The organism is Limnohabitans sp. Rim11 (assembly GCF_001269365.1).
Lineage (GTDB): Bacteria > Pseudomonadota > Gammaproteobacteria > Burkholderiales > Burkholderiaceae_C > Limnohabitans_A.
Genome location: NZ_CXOM01000001.1, coordinates 580,122 through 595,204, shown reverse-complemented (window position 1 = coordinate 595,204; position 15,083 = coordinate 580,122). Strand labels below are relative to the sequence as shown.

Below are 15,083 nucleotides of genomic sequence, written 5' to 3'. Positions count from 1 at the left end.
CTCATGCCTCTGGCACAGGCATGGCATGGGCTTTCATTTGGGATTCACCCGGCAAGAAAAGCACCATCAGTGCACCCAAGGCTGAAATGACAGTCAAGCCCAACATCAATTGGGTAAAGCCGGCGTGTTTTACCACTGGGCCTAACAAATAAACGGCCATAGAACTGATGCCAAATGAGATGGCAATCCGTGTGCCACTGACGCGCGAACGCATGCTGTCATCGATGTACCTCACCACCATGGTGTCACTGAATGGGATGGAGCCAAAAACCATCACCATGTAACCAATGGCTGCAACATACCAAGCCCAGCCCGAACTTTGAGAAGCGACACCAAACATGACTATTTGCAAAAAGAGGATGGCAAAAAACAAAGGCTTCACAGGAAACTTGTCTAGCAAACGCCCCACCACCAGTTGGGCCAAAGAAGCAATGGCATAGACGGCAGCAAGTAGCAAGCCCATCTTGGAGGGATCTGTCACCAGACCATCCAACTTTTCGGCCAGCAACTGCGTGTTGCCGTTGGTGGTAATGTTAAAGAGCAAACTGGTTGTGGTGGCTGTGCCCACCATGACGATAAAGGTACGAACGGCCAAGCCCTTGGGTAGCTGAACCGAGCTACTTTTTTTCTTGCTGGAAGGTGCTTGCTCTTGCGGCGCAAACCATGCAAACAAGAAGCCACAAACAATCGACACCACACCGGGAACAATGAAGGCAACGCGCCAACCTTGCCAGGCCACCAAAAACCCAGTGACCAAGGCCGCCAAGGCAATCCCTAAATTACCGGCCAAACCATTGACGCCAATGGTTAAGCCAGGTCGACTTGATTTTTGAACCAACAAGGGGATGCCAACGGGATGGTAGATGGCAGAAAAAATGCCCAAAACAGTCAAAGCCATGGCCATTTGCAGGGGGGTTTGAGTCAAAGCGACAGCAATCGAAGATGCACCCATTCCCAAAAAGAAAACAATCATCATGGGCCGTCTGCCCCACAGGTCTCCCAGTCGACCGGCTGGAATGGAACCCAAGCCAAACATCAAAAATGCCCCCACGGTGTAAGGCATCATGTCTTCCCAACGGCCCACACCAAAGTCGATGGCAATGGCACTGACTGCGGTTGCAAAAATCAATAAAAACAAATGGTCAAGGGCATGACCAACATTCAACAACAGTGCGGGAATCATCGGCATGGGAATTTGAGATTGAATCTAGAAGTTCTTTGAATTAAACCCCGAAATGCCCCATTGCGCACGTCAACACAGCGACAAGAAGCAAGGGAATATCCTGTGATGAAAATGAAAAATTTCCAATATTCTGACTGTCTCTTTAGACCCTGAGGCATCAACATGACATTTTTGACTGGTTTTAAGTTCAAGCAATCTGCCAAAGCCGGCGGTTCCAACAAGCCACATGCAATCATTCCTGCCATCATTTTGAGCTTGGGCGTTGCGGGTTCTTTTCTCACAACCCTGAGTGCACAAGCGCAAGCCTTTCCCAACAAGCCCATCCGCTTGGTTTGCCCTTTCCCTCCAGGCGGCGCCGTCGACATTGCATCGCGTGCCATTGCCCAAGAGTTGTCCAAGAACTTAGGTCAACCCGTCACTGTCGACAACAAACCAGGTGCAGGCGGCAACATTGGCGGCGCTGAAGTGGCCCGCGCCACCCCCGATGGCTACACCATCTTCATGACCACCAGCGGTATTCAGGCCATCAACCCCGCGCTGTATGCCAAGATGCCCTTCGATCCCAATAAAGACTTGACGCCCATTACAGCGTTGGTGTCCTTGAACAATGTCTTGGTGTTGCACCCATCGGTCAAAGCCAACTCTGTATCCGAAGTGATTGCGTTGGCCAAGGCACAACCAGGCGCCATCAACTACGCTTCCAGTGGCAGCGGCACCAGCATCCACATGTCGGGTGAAATGTTCAAGTCGCTCACCAATGTCAACATGACGCACATCCCTTACAAAGGCAGTGCGCCCGCCATCAATGACCTGCTGGGTGGCCAAGTCATGATGATGTTTGACAACATCCCCTCTGCCATTCCCCATATTAAATCTGGCAAGCTGAGAGCACTGGCCACCACCGGTGCCAAGCGCGATCCTTTGTTGCCCGATTTGCCGACATTGGCTGAAGCCGGTGTGGCGGGCTACGAGTCAGGTGTTTGGTTTGGCTTGGCAGTTCCTGCCAACACACCCCGCGATGTGGTGATGAAACTCAACGCCGAAGCCAACAAAGGCATCAAATCACCAGAGTTCGTCAAGCGCATGACCGATTTGGGTTACATCATCATGGGTACCAGCCCCGAAACAATGGCCGAGATGAACAAAGCCGAAGTTCAACGTTGGGGTCCGATTGTGAAGGCCTCTGGCGCCAAAGCGGACTAATCGCGTCTTCCAGACCCTCCTGTTTCCAAAGGCAGTATGCAATCCAGTTTGAAAATTGTTTTTCATGGCGAGAATGCTGCCAACTTTAGAACAGGCATCGAAAGTCTTCTACACCATACCCATCAAATTGTTTCGGTTTCACAAGCGCTTCTTCAGGCGGGTGAGACCGAACATTTTGAGACTGCCGATGTTCTCGTGGGTGTTCAGTTAAGTCGGGACATGCCCCGCCCCCACAAATTGCAATTGCTACAAGCACCTGCAGCAGGTACCGATGGCATTGATCGGGCTTGTCTGCCTCCGCAGGCGCTGTTGGCCAATTGCTTTGGCCATGAAAACGCCATTGCCGAATATGTCATGGCCGCGCTCTTAGCGCGCCATGTTCCCCTGCAAGCAGCCGATCAAGCGCTCCGACAAGGTGAGTGGCGCTTTTTTGCGGGCAGTCCCGGCGCTCTGCGCACAGAATTAGGATCGCAAACCTTGGGGTTAATGGGCTTTGGGCACATCGCCAAAACATTGGCGCAACGTGCCAAAGCATTTGGAATGCGCGTAGTTGTCGCCAACCGAAGTCCTGTCCACAGCCCAGACGTTGATCAAAGTTTTAAGCTGGCAGACTTGCCTGCGTTCATGGCCGCTTGCGATGCGGTGGTGGTGACATTGCCTTTAACAGACACCACCAGAGGGCTGGTCGATGCCAAGGCTTTAGCCTGCATGCACCCTGACGCCCTCATTCTCAATGTAGGGAGAGGCGCTGTGATTGACGAGCATGCTTTGTTTGAAGCACTGCAACAAAAATCTATTGGGGGCGCCATCATTGACACTTGGTATCAGTACCCCAATGCAGAAAAGCCCCAATGCGCACCCTCGCAATTTGATTTTGCCAGCCTAAGCAACGTGCTCATGACTCCCCATATGTCTGGATGGACCGAGGGCACGGTTCAGCGTCGCAAACAAAGCATTGCCGAAAACATCAACCGTTTGTGTGCTGGCCAAGGCTTGCTGAATGTTCTGACATAAAGAACAAATTGAAAGGACAAGGCCTAAGTGCTTTGCCTTGCAACAATGTCAAAGCCCAGATCGAGTTGCGGCTGGCTCGGTTCATCGCCTTGAATTAACTGTAGCAACATGTGCGCCGCGGCCTCACCCACTTTGGCTCGGGGTGTTCGAACCGTGGTCAACGGCGGCCACATTTGATCGCTTCCGGTCAAATCATTGAAGCCGGCAATCGCCACTTGCTGGGGCACTGAGATGCCCAAACGCATCGCGGCCAACAGAGCGCCTTGCGCCAAATCGTCGTTGCAAAAAAAGATGGCATCGACAGCGGGACTTTGCTTCATGATTTGCTCGAACATCAAGCCACCCAAAGCCAACGAAGACGGTGCAGGGTTCAGCCACTCCAACGTTGGGTCGTAGAGTTGCTTGGATTTCAAAGCTTTGCGCCATCCATTCAAGCGTTGCATGACGCGAGGATCGAGCTGCGCTGCAGCAAACACTATGCGTTTTTTGCCTTTGGCAATCAAATGGTGGGCCATAGCCTCACCCGCATCAGTTTGCCTAAAACCCACGCAGTAAGGGTTCAAGAGTGGTTCATTGGCCGAGGCAATTTGGGCTGCATTTGATTCAGAGTTTTCAGGCAAGTCCATCAAGTGAACACAAGGGACATTGCTGCGAGCCATCAATTTTTGGGTGCTGGCACTGTGGTCCAAACCAGTGATCAACATGCCTGCTGGCCTGTGCAGCAATTGCTCGCGCATCAGTTGCTCTTCCTCGCTGCTGTTGTAATGCGTAACGCCCATCAGGGTCTGAAAGCCCGCCGATCGCAAGGTTCTTTGTGCCGCCTCTAACAAGTCCACAAACAAGGTGTTTGACAGCAAGGGAATCAAAATGGTGACGTGGTTGCTGCGCTGTGAGGCCAATGCCCGCGCGGCAGGGTCGGGCACATATCCCAGCTTGTCTGACACTGACAACACACGAGCGACCAGGTCCGGGTCAACCGCTCTCTCACCTCTTAGGGCACGAGACACCGTGCTGGAACTGACACCCGCAGCCTTGGCCACATCGCTCAAGGTCACTCGACCTGTGGAACGGTGGTTTCTGGAAAGGCTCGAAGCAGTTTTCAAGGGTTTGTCCGTAGAAAAAACGAAATCAATCTCGTTAGGATAGCGCTATCCAAAGAATTTAACCTGAAACTGATTGATTGTTTAGCGCTCGATTTCCCTAATGAAAAATTGAAAACTTCATGTTTTCTCTTTTTTTGAACATCAGGACAGCGCTATCCAAAGCCACTTCTCCCCCACTCTTTATCCCATGTCATCCGTAGATCAAGCTTTGCGAATCATTGTGATGGGCGTCTCAGGCTGCGGCAAGTCAAGCTTGTCACAAAGCCTCAGTGAAGCCCTTCATTTGCGCATGAAAGACGGGGATGAATTGCACTTACCAGAAAGTGTGGCCAAGATGAGCGCGGGAATTGCCCTCCAAGATGAAGACCGTTGGCCCTGGCTGGATCGAATTGCAAGCTACCTCAAAAGTTCAGAGACTGAAAACGGCCCGGGCGGCATCGTTGCCTGCTCAGCCCTTAAAAAGATATACCGTGATCGCATTCGCCAACAGGCTGGACCTGTTGTCTTTGTTTTTTTAGAAGGTCCACCCGAGCTTATTCGCCAACGGATGCAACAGCGCGTGGGGCATTACATGCAACCAGGCCTGCTAGACAGCCAACTGCAAACTTTGGAAAAGCCCACCACCGACGAGACCGATGTCATCACGCTGTCAATCGATCAACCGCTTGCTCAAATTGCTGAACAAGCACTCCATGCCTTGAGAGCGCAAGCCTCTGAGGCCCTCACCTGATTTACCCAACCATAGGATTTCCATGTTCATTCGATGCGCATTTTTTCAAGGCAATGTCAAACCTGGCAAAGAACAAGCCTTCAACGACTACATCCGCAAAGAGCTTGTGCCATTGTGGACACGCTTTCCCGGCGCCCAAGAAGTTCGGGTGTTGCGTCAGGTTGAAAGCGATGTAGCCGATCCACACTTTGGCATGGTTTTATCAGTGCGTTACCCCACACGCGAATCCATTGAAATTGCCTTGGCCTCTGAAGTTCGAATGAAGAGCCGCGAAGTTTCTAAAGACCTCATCGCCATGTTTGATGGCACCGTGTTCCATACCGTGTTCAGTGCTGACGAATATGCACTGCCCACCGATTGATTTTTTTCACCCACGTTAAAACCACAGGAGACTCATCATGAAAATTTCTCGCATTCTCGTTGCTTGCCTGATCGCTAGCATGGGCTCGGCCGCATTTGCTGCCAAGTTCAACCTCAAAATGGGCCACGCGGTCAACACCACCGACGGCCAACACGCAGCCGCCATGAAATTGGCCGAGTTGGTCAAACAACGCACCAACGGTGAAGTTGAAATCACCATCTTCCCAGCCAACCAATTGGGCAACGATGCCGCCATGATCAATGGCGTGCGCGGTGGCACGATTGACATCGTTTCTAGCGGTGCTTCTAACTTCAACGGCATTGTGCCCAACACAGCCGCCATGGAATTGCCTTTTGTGTTCCGTAGCGCGCAGCACGCCTACACAGTGCTTGACGGCGCTGTGGGCACTGGCGTGTTGAACGAGTTGGCACCCCACGGCATGAAGGGCTTGGCCTACTGGGAAAACGGCTGGCGCGCATTCACCAACAACAAGCGCCCTGTGAACAAGCCTGAAGATTTGAAGGGCTTGAAGATTCGCTCTACGCCCAACCCCTATCACATTCAAGCCTTCAAACTGTTGGGAATGAACCCATCACCCATGCCTATCGCCGAGCTGTACACCGCCTTGGAAACTGGCACCTTTGATGCACAAGAGCACCCCATCAACGTGACCTGGTCTTCTAAGTTTTATGAAGTTCAAAAGCACTTGACCGTGAGTAACCACGTTTACTCACCTTTGGTTGTTGCCATGAACAAAGGCAAGTTTGACTCATTGCCTGCCAACTACCAAACCATTGTGGTGGAAGCTGCGCGTGAAGCTGCCAAGTACCAACGCAGTTTGAACGCAGCCAACGCTGGCAAAGTTGTAGCCGACTTGAAGAAGTCTGGCATGCAAGTGATCGAGAATGTCGACATGGCACCTTTCCAGAAAATTGTGTCTGCTGAAATTGCCAAAACTTTTGGTGAAAAGAACGGCCCTGCTTTGTTGCAAGCCATCGAAAACACGAAGTAATGTGTGATCCAAAAGCCCTCTTCACTTGAAGAGGGCTTTTTAATGTGTGTTCTATGAAAAAAATCAACGACTTATTTTTCCGTATCGCTGAGTTCACCTTGGTGATCATGTTGTCAGCCATGGTCATCATGGTTTTTGGCAACGTCGTTTTGCGATATGGCTTTAACGACGGCATCATCAGCTCGGAAGAGTTGTCACGATTTTTGTTCATCTGGATTACGTTTTTAGGCGCCATTGTCACCATGCGTGACAATGCGCATTTGGGTCTTGATTCTGTCGTGCGCAAACTCAGTTTGAACGGCAAAAAAATTGCATTTGGCATTTCTAATTTATTGATGCTCGGGTGCTGCGTCCTCATGTTCTACGGCACTTTGAAACAGCACGGCATTAACGCCACCACCCGATCAGGCGTCACTGAACTCCCCATGAGCTGGGTTTACGGTGTGGGCTATGTCACCAGCATTGCCATGGGCCTCATGATCATTGGCAAATTGGTCCGACTGGCCAAAGGTGAATTCAACGAAGCCGATCTCATTCAAGTCACAGACTCTGAAGAAGACGCCAAACCGCATTTGCAAGAGAGCGCCAAATGACCGTCTTAGTTTTCATCGGCTCTTTGTTGGCGGCCATGGCTTTGGGCATGCCCCTGGCCTTCTCACTGATCGTATCTGGTGTGGCACTCATGCTGCACTTGGACAACTTTGACACTCAAATCGTGTCACAAAATTTAATCAATGGGGCAGACAACTTCCCATTGATGGCCGTCCCTTTTTTCATGCTGGCCGGCGAATTGATGAATGCAGGTGGTATGAGCCGACGCATCGTCAATTCAGCCATGGTGTGGGTGGGGCACTTTAAAGGCGGCCTTGGCTATGTGGCTGTGTTTGCAGCCATCATCATGGCCAGCTTGTCTGGCTCTGCCGTGGCAGATACCGCCGCTTTGGCTGCGGTGCTCATGCCCATGATGCGCGATGCGGGTTATCGCATGGACCGTTCGGCAGGCCTGATTGCAGCAGGCGGCATCATTGCCCCGGTTATTCCGCCCTCCATCGGCTTCATTTTGTTTGGCGTGATTGGCGGTGTGTCTATTTCCAAACTGTTCATGGCTGGCATTTTTCCAGGCATTTTGATGGGCCTGGCTTTGCTGATTACTTGGTGGATCGTAGCCAGAAAAGACGACGTCAAAGTGTCACCACGTGTGCCCATGAAGGAAAAAATACGCGTCACAGTCGATGCTTTCTGGTGCTACCTTTTGGCCTTCACCATCATAGGCGGCATGAAAATGGGCATCTTCACGCCCACAGAAGCCGCAGTGGTGGCTGTGGTGTATGCCTTGTTCGTTGGCCTCTTTGTCTACCGTGAAATCAAAGTGAAGGATTTGTACGGCATCATTTTGGCAGCCGCCAAAACATCTTCTGTTGTGATGTTCTTGGTTGCAGCGGCATTGGTTTCCGCTTGGTTGATCACCATCGCCAACATTCCAGCCCAAGTAGTTGAGATGCTGCGCCCCTTCATCGACAATCCCACGCTCTTGATGATCATGTTGATGCTGGTGGTTCTCGTCGTCGGCACTGCCCTTGACTTTGCGCCCACCGTGCTAATTTTGACGCCTGTGTTAATGCCCTTGGTGCGTGAAGCAGGCATCAATCCGGTTTACTTTGGCGTGTTGTTCATCATTAACAATGCCATTGGTTTGCTCACGCCGCCGGTGGGTACGGTTCTCAATGTGGTTTGCGGGGTCGGCCGTATTCCCATGCATGAAGTGATTCGCGGCGTCATGCCCTTCTTGATCTCTCAAGTGGTGGTCATGGGTCTCCTCATCGCCTTCCCCATCTTGGTGATGGGTCCTCTTAAATGGTTATCTAGTTAAGTCGAGTTAAACAATGACAGTTCTCAGCTCCTTTCAATTGAATGGCAAATTAGCCCTGATTACGGGCTCTTCTGCAGGTATCGGCTTTGCCTTAGCGCGCGCTTTGGGTCAAGCAGGCGCCCATGTCGTCATCAATGGCCGCAATGCGCAAAAAGTTTCTGCGGCAGCCCAAACTCTGAAAGACGAAGGCTTAACGGTCAGTGAGTCCGTGTTTGATGTGACCAACGCCAAATCGGTTTCAGAAGCGGTTCAGCAAATTGAAACCCAAGTGGGTGCGATTGATATTTTGATCAACAACGCCGGCATGCAAATTCGAGGTCCCTTGCATGAATACAAGGACGAAGATTGGCACACGCTCATGCGAACCAATTTGGACAGCGTTTATTTCGTTGGCAAAACAGTGGCCCAACAAATGATTCCTCGCGGCCGCGGCAAGATCATCAACATTTGTTCCGTTCAAAGCGAATTGGGCCGTCCTGGCATTGCGCCTTACACAGCCTCCAAAGGCGCGGTCAAAATGTTCACCAAAGGCATGGCCATCGATTGGGGCCAATTTGGCATTCAAGTCAACGGCATTGGCCCCGGCTATTTCAAAACCGAACTCAACCAAAAATTGGTGGATGACCCTCAGTTTTCATCTTGGTTAGTCGGCCGCACGCCCAGCAGACGCTGGGGCGATGTTGAAGATTTAGGCGGCGCCGCGGTATTTTTGGCCAGCGATGCGTCCAAGTTTGTCAATGGCCATATCCTGTATGTGGATGGCGGCGTCACGGCTACACTCTAAGCATTGAAACAAAGTTTCCCAGAAAGGCTCACTTATGCGCGCTCTGATTTGCCACTCTGCCAAAGATTTAAGAATCGAAAACACCGAATTGCCAGCCATGGGGCCGGATCAAGTCCGCGTCAAAGTCGCCTTTGGCGGGATCTGCGGTTCCGATTTGCACTACTACCAGCACGGTGGCTTTGGCACGGTGCGCATCAAACAGCCCATGGCCTTGGGTCACGAAATTTCCGGCGTGGTCGACGGCTTGGGCGCCAATGTCAAGCATCTGGCTGTGGGGCAACGCATTGCCATCTCCCCTTCTCGTCCTTGCGGAGCTTGCCGCTTCTGCCAACTGGGTCAGCAAAACCATTGCTTGAACATGCGCTTCTTTGGCAGCGCCATGCCCTTTCCCCACATTCAAGGCGCATTTGCCGAACAGCTCATCATTGAAGGCTACCAGGCACACCCCATTGGCCAACACCTCAGCCTGTCAGAGGCTGCGTTGGCAGAACCTTTGTCTGTGGGCTTGCATGCCATTCAACGTGCTGGCGGCGTGTTGGGCAAACAAGTGTTCGTGACAGGCTGTGGCCCTATTGGCGCCCTGCTCATTGGCGGCTTGCGCCGCGCCGGTGCCGCTCGCATTGTGGCAGCCGACATTGCCGACCTGCCGCTCAAATGCGCCAAGGAAATGGGCGCTGACGAAACCATCAATCTCAAGACTCAGCCCGAGTTGCTCGACAAATACAAAGTCGACAAGGGCCAGTTTGAAGCTGTCTTTGAAGCCTCCGGCAGCGAACCCGCTTTGCGAGCTGGGTTGGATGTCATCATGCCGCGCGGCATCTTGGTCTCTGTGGGCATGGGGGGCGACATGAGCATCCCCATGACTCAACTGGTGGCCAAAGAAGTCGATCTGCGTGGTACCTTCCGCTTCCACGCTGAGTTTGCCAATGCCGTGCAATTCCTCAACTCTGGTCTGATCAATGGCAAGCCCGTGATTACCAGTGTGTTGCCCATGGACAAAGCGGTCGAAGCGTTTGAGTTGGCCTGCGACAAATCGCAATCCTTGAAAGTTCAAATCGACTTTGAAGCAGCTTGATGAAAAGCCAAATTGACCACTTGGTAATTGCGGCTCACAGCTTGCAACAAGGCGTTGAATGGTGCCAGTCTGTTTTAGGTGTGACCCCAGCTGCGGGCGGTGAACATGAAAAGTACGGAACACACAACCGTCTTTTAAAAATAGCCACGCCCGGTTTTCCTGTGGCTTATCTAGAAATTATTGCCATCAACCCCGAAGCAGTGATTGAAAAAAAACCGCCACCAACGCGTTGGTTCGACTTAGATAACAAAGAACTGCAAGCAGAATTAAAAAATTCTCCAAGGCTCATTCATTTTGTAACCAACACCAGCAGCATCCAAGATGCGCGGCATGCCTGGAAAGCCCAAGGCATCGATCGTGGCCCCATCATTCATGCCAGTCGCAAAACACCTAAGGGCTTGTTGCAATGGCAAATTACGGTCAGACCTGATGGCGACAGATTGTTCAACGGCACATTGCCAACCCTGATTCAGTGGGGCAAACCAGAAGCTACTGACCCCATGCAATTGCATCCTCGCAATCACTTGCCAAGGTCCAAGGTTTCGCTCAAAAGCCTCATGGTGTCGCACCCAAGTGCATCAAAAATCAAACTGGCGTATGAGTCGATCGGACTCGATCACATTGAGATCACGGAAGGCCCAGCCAACCTGATTGCCACACTTCAGACGCCCAAAGGCTTGGTCACTTTAGAGAGTTTAGGCATTTGATCATGCCCAACAAGTCGCAAACCAACTCAGGCGACAACGCGTCCGAAATTTTGGATGTGCTCATTGTGGGTGCGGGTTTATCGGGCATAGGAGCAGCCAAACATTTGCAAATGCATTGCCCCTTTGCCACTTGGCGCATTTTCGAATCAAGAGATGCCATTGGCGGTACCTGGGATTTATTTCGTTATCCAGGCATCCGCTCAGACTCCGACATGTACACCTTGGGTTATGCATTCAAGCCCTGGCTCGATCACAAATCCATTGCAGATGGCAGCACCATCCGCAACTACATTCAAGAAACTGCGGATGAAAATGGCATCACCCAGTACATCCGACATGGCCGTCAAGTGACGCATGCTTCATGGTCAAGCGAGCATTCGCATTGGACCATTACGGCGACCAGCAAAGGCAGTTCTGAACCTGTTGTGGTGAAAGCCAAGTTTCTGTATTTGTGCTGCGGCTATTACAGCTACCAAAAAGGTCACCAGCCAGATTTTCCAGGGCAGTCCAACTTCAAGGGTCAGTGGGTTCATCCGCAGTTTTGGCCCAAACAACTCAATTACGCCGACAAACAAGTGGTGGTCATTGGCAGTGGTGCCACAGCCGTCACATTGGTACCCGAAATGGCCAAGACAGCGTCGCATGTCACCATGCTTCAACGCACGCCCACCTACGTTGTGTCTCGGCCAGGCTCTGATGCCGTTTCTTTGTGGTTTCAAAAATTCTTACCTCAACAATTGGCGTATCAAGTCACCCGCTTCAAGAACGTCTGCTTAGGCATGCTGTCGTATCAGCTGGCCAGAAGTCAGCCTCAGTTTGTGAAGAACTATTTGGTGAAATTGGCCGCCAAGCAATTAAGGTCCGATGAAAAGGCGCAACACTTTTCACCCAGCTACAAACCATGGGATCAGCGCCTGTGCCTGGTGCCCGATGGCGATTTGTTCAAACAAATTCGAAAAGGCAATGCCAGTGTGGTGACCGACACCATTCAAAATTTCACTGAACGGGGTATTGAGTTAAGCAGTGGCAAGACGCTAGAAGCCGACATCATTGTGTCTGCCACAGGCCTCTCCTTGAACATTTTGGGCGATATTCACATTGAAGTGGACGGCAAAGTTTTCAATGCATCGCAAGCCATGGCTTACCGCGGCATGTGGCTGTCAGACTTGCCCAACGCCATCATGACATTTGGCTACACCAATGCCTCGTGGACCTTGAAGGCCGACCTGACAGCCACCTACACGTGCCGCCTGTTGAACTACATGCGAAAACATGGCCATCAAAAAGCTGTACCAGTACGAGATCCCAACATGGCAGAGCAAGACTACTTGTCATTCACTTCGGGTTATGTGCAACGTGCCAAAAATGTATTGCCTAAACAAGGCGTGCAGGCCCCATGGCAAGTGAATCAAAATTACTTCAAAGACATCATGCTGATTAGATATGGCCGCCTGAACGATGGCGTCATGAAGTTCAGCTGAGTTAATTTTTTCGGGGCTATCGCATGCTTGCTTTATGGATTTTGTTTTTACTGGGGATGAGCACCTTGGGCTTGGTCTTGTTTGCCACTTTTTCCAACAAAAAAGCAGCGCAATATTTGCCACCTTCTGGCACCTTTGCACAATTGGGCACCACCAAACTTCACTACGTCGATCAAGGACAAGGTCCTGTCATCGTCATGGTTCATGGCTTGGCAGGCAACCTTCACAACTTCACCTATGGCCTGGCTTCGCCCTTGGCCAAAAACTACCGTGTCATATGTGTCGATCGCCCGGGATGCGGCTACTCAGAGCGGGCTGGCCATGCTGATTCAAGCCTCGAAGCGCAAGCCGATACCTTGGCGCTTTTGTTAGACCATCTGGCCATAGAATCGGCCGTCTTTGTGGGGCATTCTTTGGGCGGTGCTATTTCATTGGCCATGGCGCAAAGGCACCCGCAAAAAGTCAAAGCACTGGCCTTGATTGCCCCCCTCACCCATCTGCCCGATGAGACAGCACCTGTGTTTAAACCACTCGACATTGCCTCACCTGTGGTGAGGAGACTGTTGGGCTGGACGCTGGCTGTACCTGGCACTATTTACCGAATGAATGCCAGCCTCAAAGTGATTTTTGGCCCTGAGAAAGCACCTGCTGATTTCGCCATACGCGGTGGCGGCATTTTGGCGCTCAAGCCCAAGACATTCATCACTGCCTCGAATGATTTGCAACAGGCCAAATCCAGCATGCCTAGCATTGAAGAAGGCTACGCAGGCATGACCACACCCACCAGTGTTTTATTTGGCCGTGAAGACCGCATATTGAGTTGCAAGCAAAATGGCGAGGACATGACGGATCGCATTCAAGGTTTGCAATTGACCCTGGTCAGTGGCGGTCACATGCTGCCTGTGACACAAATCGAACAAAGCCTTCAGTTTGTAGAGACCGTTGCAGGAAAAGCCACAGGTTTGGCATCTTGATGCCAAACTTTGTACTTGTGCATCACGGTTTCAAATTCGGGTGATTGCTCAAATTTTTCTAACCACAGCTTTAAGGCTGGCCAGGCTTGTGCGTCAAACCACGCGCGATCTGTTCTGGCAAATTGCCTGACAAATGGTGCAATGGCGGCATCTACCCAGGTCCAATTAGCGCCCATCAAATTGGCAGTTTGTGACAAACGTTTTTCCAATTGCTTTAAATAGTCTGCACCCTGCTCTCTGTGCGTCATGCCATCGCTCAAGTCATAGCGATTGGGGTATTTGTAACGATCTAAATTGAGCTTGAATTCTTGATCACACACCTTGACCAATTGGAGCGCGTCTTCATGACCCTCTGAGTCCTGTGTTTGCCAATGCGCAGGATCGTTTTGGCTCAGGGCCCAACGCATGATGTCCAGACTTTCTTCCAGCACCCGTCCGTTAACCAACATGACAGGGACCGTTCCCTTGGGCGAAGCCGCCAACATACTTTCTGGCTTTTGCGACAAGGCTATTTCGCGAATCTCGCATCGAATGCCGCTGGCCAACAAAGCCAAACGCGCGCGCATGGCGTAGGGGCAGCGTCTAAAGGAATACAAAATGGGGGCGTCCATGGGCAGAAGATTGGCTATTTTTTGTTGACGTTGCGGCGTTCCAATGTGATTGATTTGTTTGGCTTTGGCAATTTCCCATTGTCGCTGACGCTCGCGTGCACTGTTTTTTTGCACATCGCTTGTGTGCGCATGACACCTCGGACAACTGACGCCCAATTCAAACAAGGGTGAAATCTTCGCGCCATTAGGCAACGGCTCGCGGCAGCAACGGCAAAGCTCATGCGGTCCAGGCTTTAAACCATGCCCCACAGAGACGCGCTCGTCAAAAACAAAACACTCACCTTCCCAAAGGCTGTTTTGCGGCGGCACCACTTCTAAATATTTGAGGATGCCGCCTTGTAAATGATAAACATCCTCAAAGCCATGTTCCAGCATGAGGGAGGTTGATTTTTCACAGCGAATGCCGCCTGTGCAAAACATCGCCACCCTGGGTTTCTGACCGTTCTTTTCTTCTAAAACCTTGGCTTTTTGCACCCACTCTGTAAGCTGCGAGAAGCTCTGAATATTGGGATCGACGGCGCCTTTGAAGGTGCCAATTTCAACTTCATAGTCGTTGCGCGTATCAATCACCACCACGTCGGGCGAAGAAATTAAGTCGTTCCAATCTTCTGGCTTCACGTACTGCCCTACTCGCTTGGTGGGGCTAATGCCTTCAACCCCCAAAGTCACAATCTCTTTTTTGAGCCTGACCTTCATGCGGTGAAAAGGTGCCTTATTTGAAAAGGATTCCTTGTGCTCTAAATCTACAAGCTTAGGATCGGATCTGAGATAGGCCAATACGGCATGCACATCCTCAGGTGCACCGGCAATGGTGCTGTTGATGCCTTCGCGGGCCAACAAAATCAAACCTTTGACGTGGTGCGCTTCACAAAACGCCAGCAAGCCAGGCCTGCGCTCTGCAAAGTCTGGGAGGTCAACAAATTTATAAAACGCCGCTGTTAAATAAACGGCATCGGTCGCCACGGTTGTCATGCT

15 protein-coding genes are annotated in these 15,083 nt (G+C 51.4%); 12 read left to right on the top strand and 3 right to left on the bottom strand.

What is annotated here, in order from left to right; genetic code table 11:
- Position 1: 1 nt before the first annotated feature.
- Entirely contained in the window at positions 2 to 1,189 is a 1,188-nt protein-coding gene (locus AMM03_RS02885) for an MFS transporter (protein ID WP_090128935.1), read from the bottom strand.
- A gap of 156 nt (positions 1,190 to 1,345) precedes the next feature.
- Between AMM03_RS02885 and AMM03_RS02880 the strand changes: the two genes are divergently transcribed.
- Both AMM03_RS02880 and AMM03_RS02875 read left to right on the top strand, forming a co-directional pair.
- Complete coding sequence (locus AMM03_RS02880) at positions 1,346 to 2,386, top strand: Bug family tripartite tricarboxylate transporter substrate binding protein (RefSeq protein WP_090128934.1); 1,041 nt, start codon at positions 1,346 to 1,348, stop codon at positions 2,384 to 2,386.
- Between the two features lie 36 nt (positions 2,387 to 2,422).
- Positions 2,423 to 3,400, top strand: coding sequence for a 2-hydroxyacid dehydrogenase (locus AMM03_RS02875; RefSeq protein WP_090128933.1), 978 nt, complete (start codon positions 2,423 to 2,425; stop codon positions 3,398 to 3,400).
- 23 nt (positions 3,401 to 3,423) lie between these two features.
- On the opposite strand, the gene AMM03_RS02870 is transcribed toward AMM03_RS02875, so the two are convergent.
- Positions 3,424 to 4,503, bottom strand: coding sequence for an HTH-type transcriptional regulator GntR (locus AMM03_RS02870; RefSeq protein WP_090128932.1), 1,080 nt, complete (start codon positions 4,501 to 4,503; stop codon positions 3,424 to 3,426).
- A 187-nt stretch (positions 4,504 to 4,690) separates the two neighbouring features.
- Here AMM03_RS02870 and AMM03_RS02865 point away from each other — a divergent pair, with 187 nt between their 5' ends.
- Genes AMM03_RS02865 through AMM03_RS02820 form a run of 10 tightly spaced genes read left to right on the top strand, consistent with a single transcriptional unit; the run spans position 4,691 to position 13,497 of the window.
- Positions 4,691 to 5,233, top strand: coding sequence for a gluconokinase (locus AMM03_RS02865; protein WP_090128931.1), 543 nt, complete (start codon positions 4,691 to 4,693; stop codon positions 5,231 to 5,233).
- 22 nt (positions 5,234 to 5,255) lie between these two features.
- Positions 5,256 to 5,594: a putative antibiotic biosynthesis monooxygenase gene (locus AMM03_RS02860; RefSeq protein ID WP_090128930.1), complete on the top strand. Its 339-nt coding sequence runs from the start codon at positions 5,256 to 5,258 to the stop codon at positions 5,592 to 5,594.
- Between the two features lie 37 nt (positions 5,595 to 5,631).
- A complete protein-coding gene (locus AMM03_RS02855; RefSeq protein WP_090128929.1) occupies positions 5,632 to 6,606 on the top strand; it encodes a TRAP transporter substrate-binding protein in 975 nt (324 codons plus the stop codon).
- 53 nt (positions 6,607 to 6,659) lie between these two features.
- Entirely contained in the window at positions 6,660 to 7,199 is a 540-nt protein-coding gene (locus tag AMM03_RS02850; protein ID WP_090128928.1) for a TRAP transporter small permease, read from the top strand.
- Positions 7,196 to 8,476, top strand: coding sequence for a TRAP transporter large permease subunit (locus AMM03_RS02845; protein WP_090128927.1), 1,281 nt, complete (start codon positions 7,196 to 7,198; stop codon positions 8,474 to 8,476). The genes AMM03_RS02850 and AMM03_RS02845 overlap by 4 nt, the downstream gene beginning before the upstream one ends.
- A 13-nt stretch (positions 8,477 to 8,489) precedes the next feature.
- On the top strand, positions 8,490 to 9,260 hold the full coding sequence (locus AMM03_RS02840) for a glucose 1-dehydrogenase (protein ID WP_090128926.1): 771 nt from the start codon (positions 8,490 to 8,492) through the stop codon (positions 9,258 to 9,260).
- Positions 9,261 to 9,294: 34 nt separating this feature from the next.
- Positions 9,295 to 10,335, top strand: coding sequence for an L-idonate 5-dehydrogenase (locus AMM03_RS02835; RefSeq protein ID WP_090128925.1), 1,041 nt, complete (start codon positions 9,295 to 9,297; stop codon positions 10,333 to 10,335).
- Positions 10,335 to 11,042 carry a VOC family protein gene (locus tag AMM03_RS02830; protein ID WP_090128924.1) on the top strand — a complete coding sequence of 236 codons (708 nt, stop codon included), beginning with the start codon at positions 10,335 to 10,337 and terminating at the stop codon, positions 11,040 to 11,042. Before AMM03_RS02835 ends, AMM03_RS02830 begins: the two co-directional genes overlap by 1 nt.
- 2 nt (positions 11,043 to 11,044) lie before the next feature.
- Positions 11,045 to 12,523, top strand: a complete 1,479-nt coding sequence (locus tag AMM03_RS02825) for a flavin-containing monooxygenase (RefSeq protein ID WP_090128923.1) — start codon at positions 11,045 to 11,047, stop codon at positions 12,521 to 12,523.
- 23 nt (positions 12,524 to 12,546) lie between these two features.
- On the top strand, positions 12,547 to 13,497 hold the full coding sequence (locus AMM03_RS02820) for an alpha/beta fold hydrolase (protein ID WP_090128922.1): 951 nt from the start codon (positions 12,547 to 12,549) through the stop codon (positions 13,495 to 13,497).
- On the opposite strand, the gene AMM03_RS14360 is transcribed toward AMM03_RS02820, so the two are convergent.
- A complete protein-coding gene (locus tag AMM03_RS14360) occupies positions 13,449 to 15,080 on the bottom strand; it encodes an oxygen-dependent tRNA uridine(34) hydroxylase TrhO (protein WP_090128921.1) in 1,632 nt (543 codons plus the stop codon). The genes AMM03_RS02820 and AMM03_RS14360 overlap by 49 nt on opposite strands.
- Positions 15,081 to 15,083 lie beyond the last annotated feature (3 nt).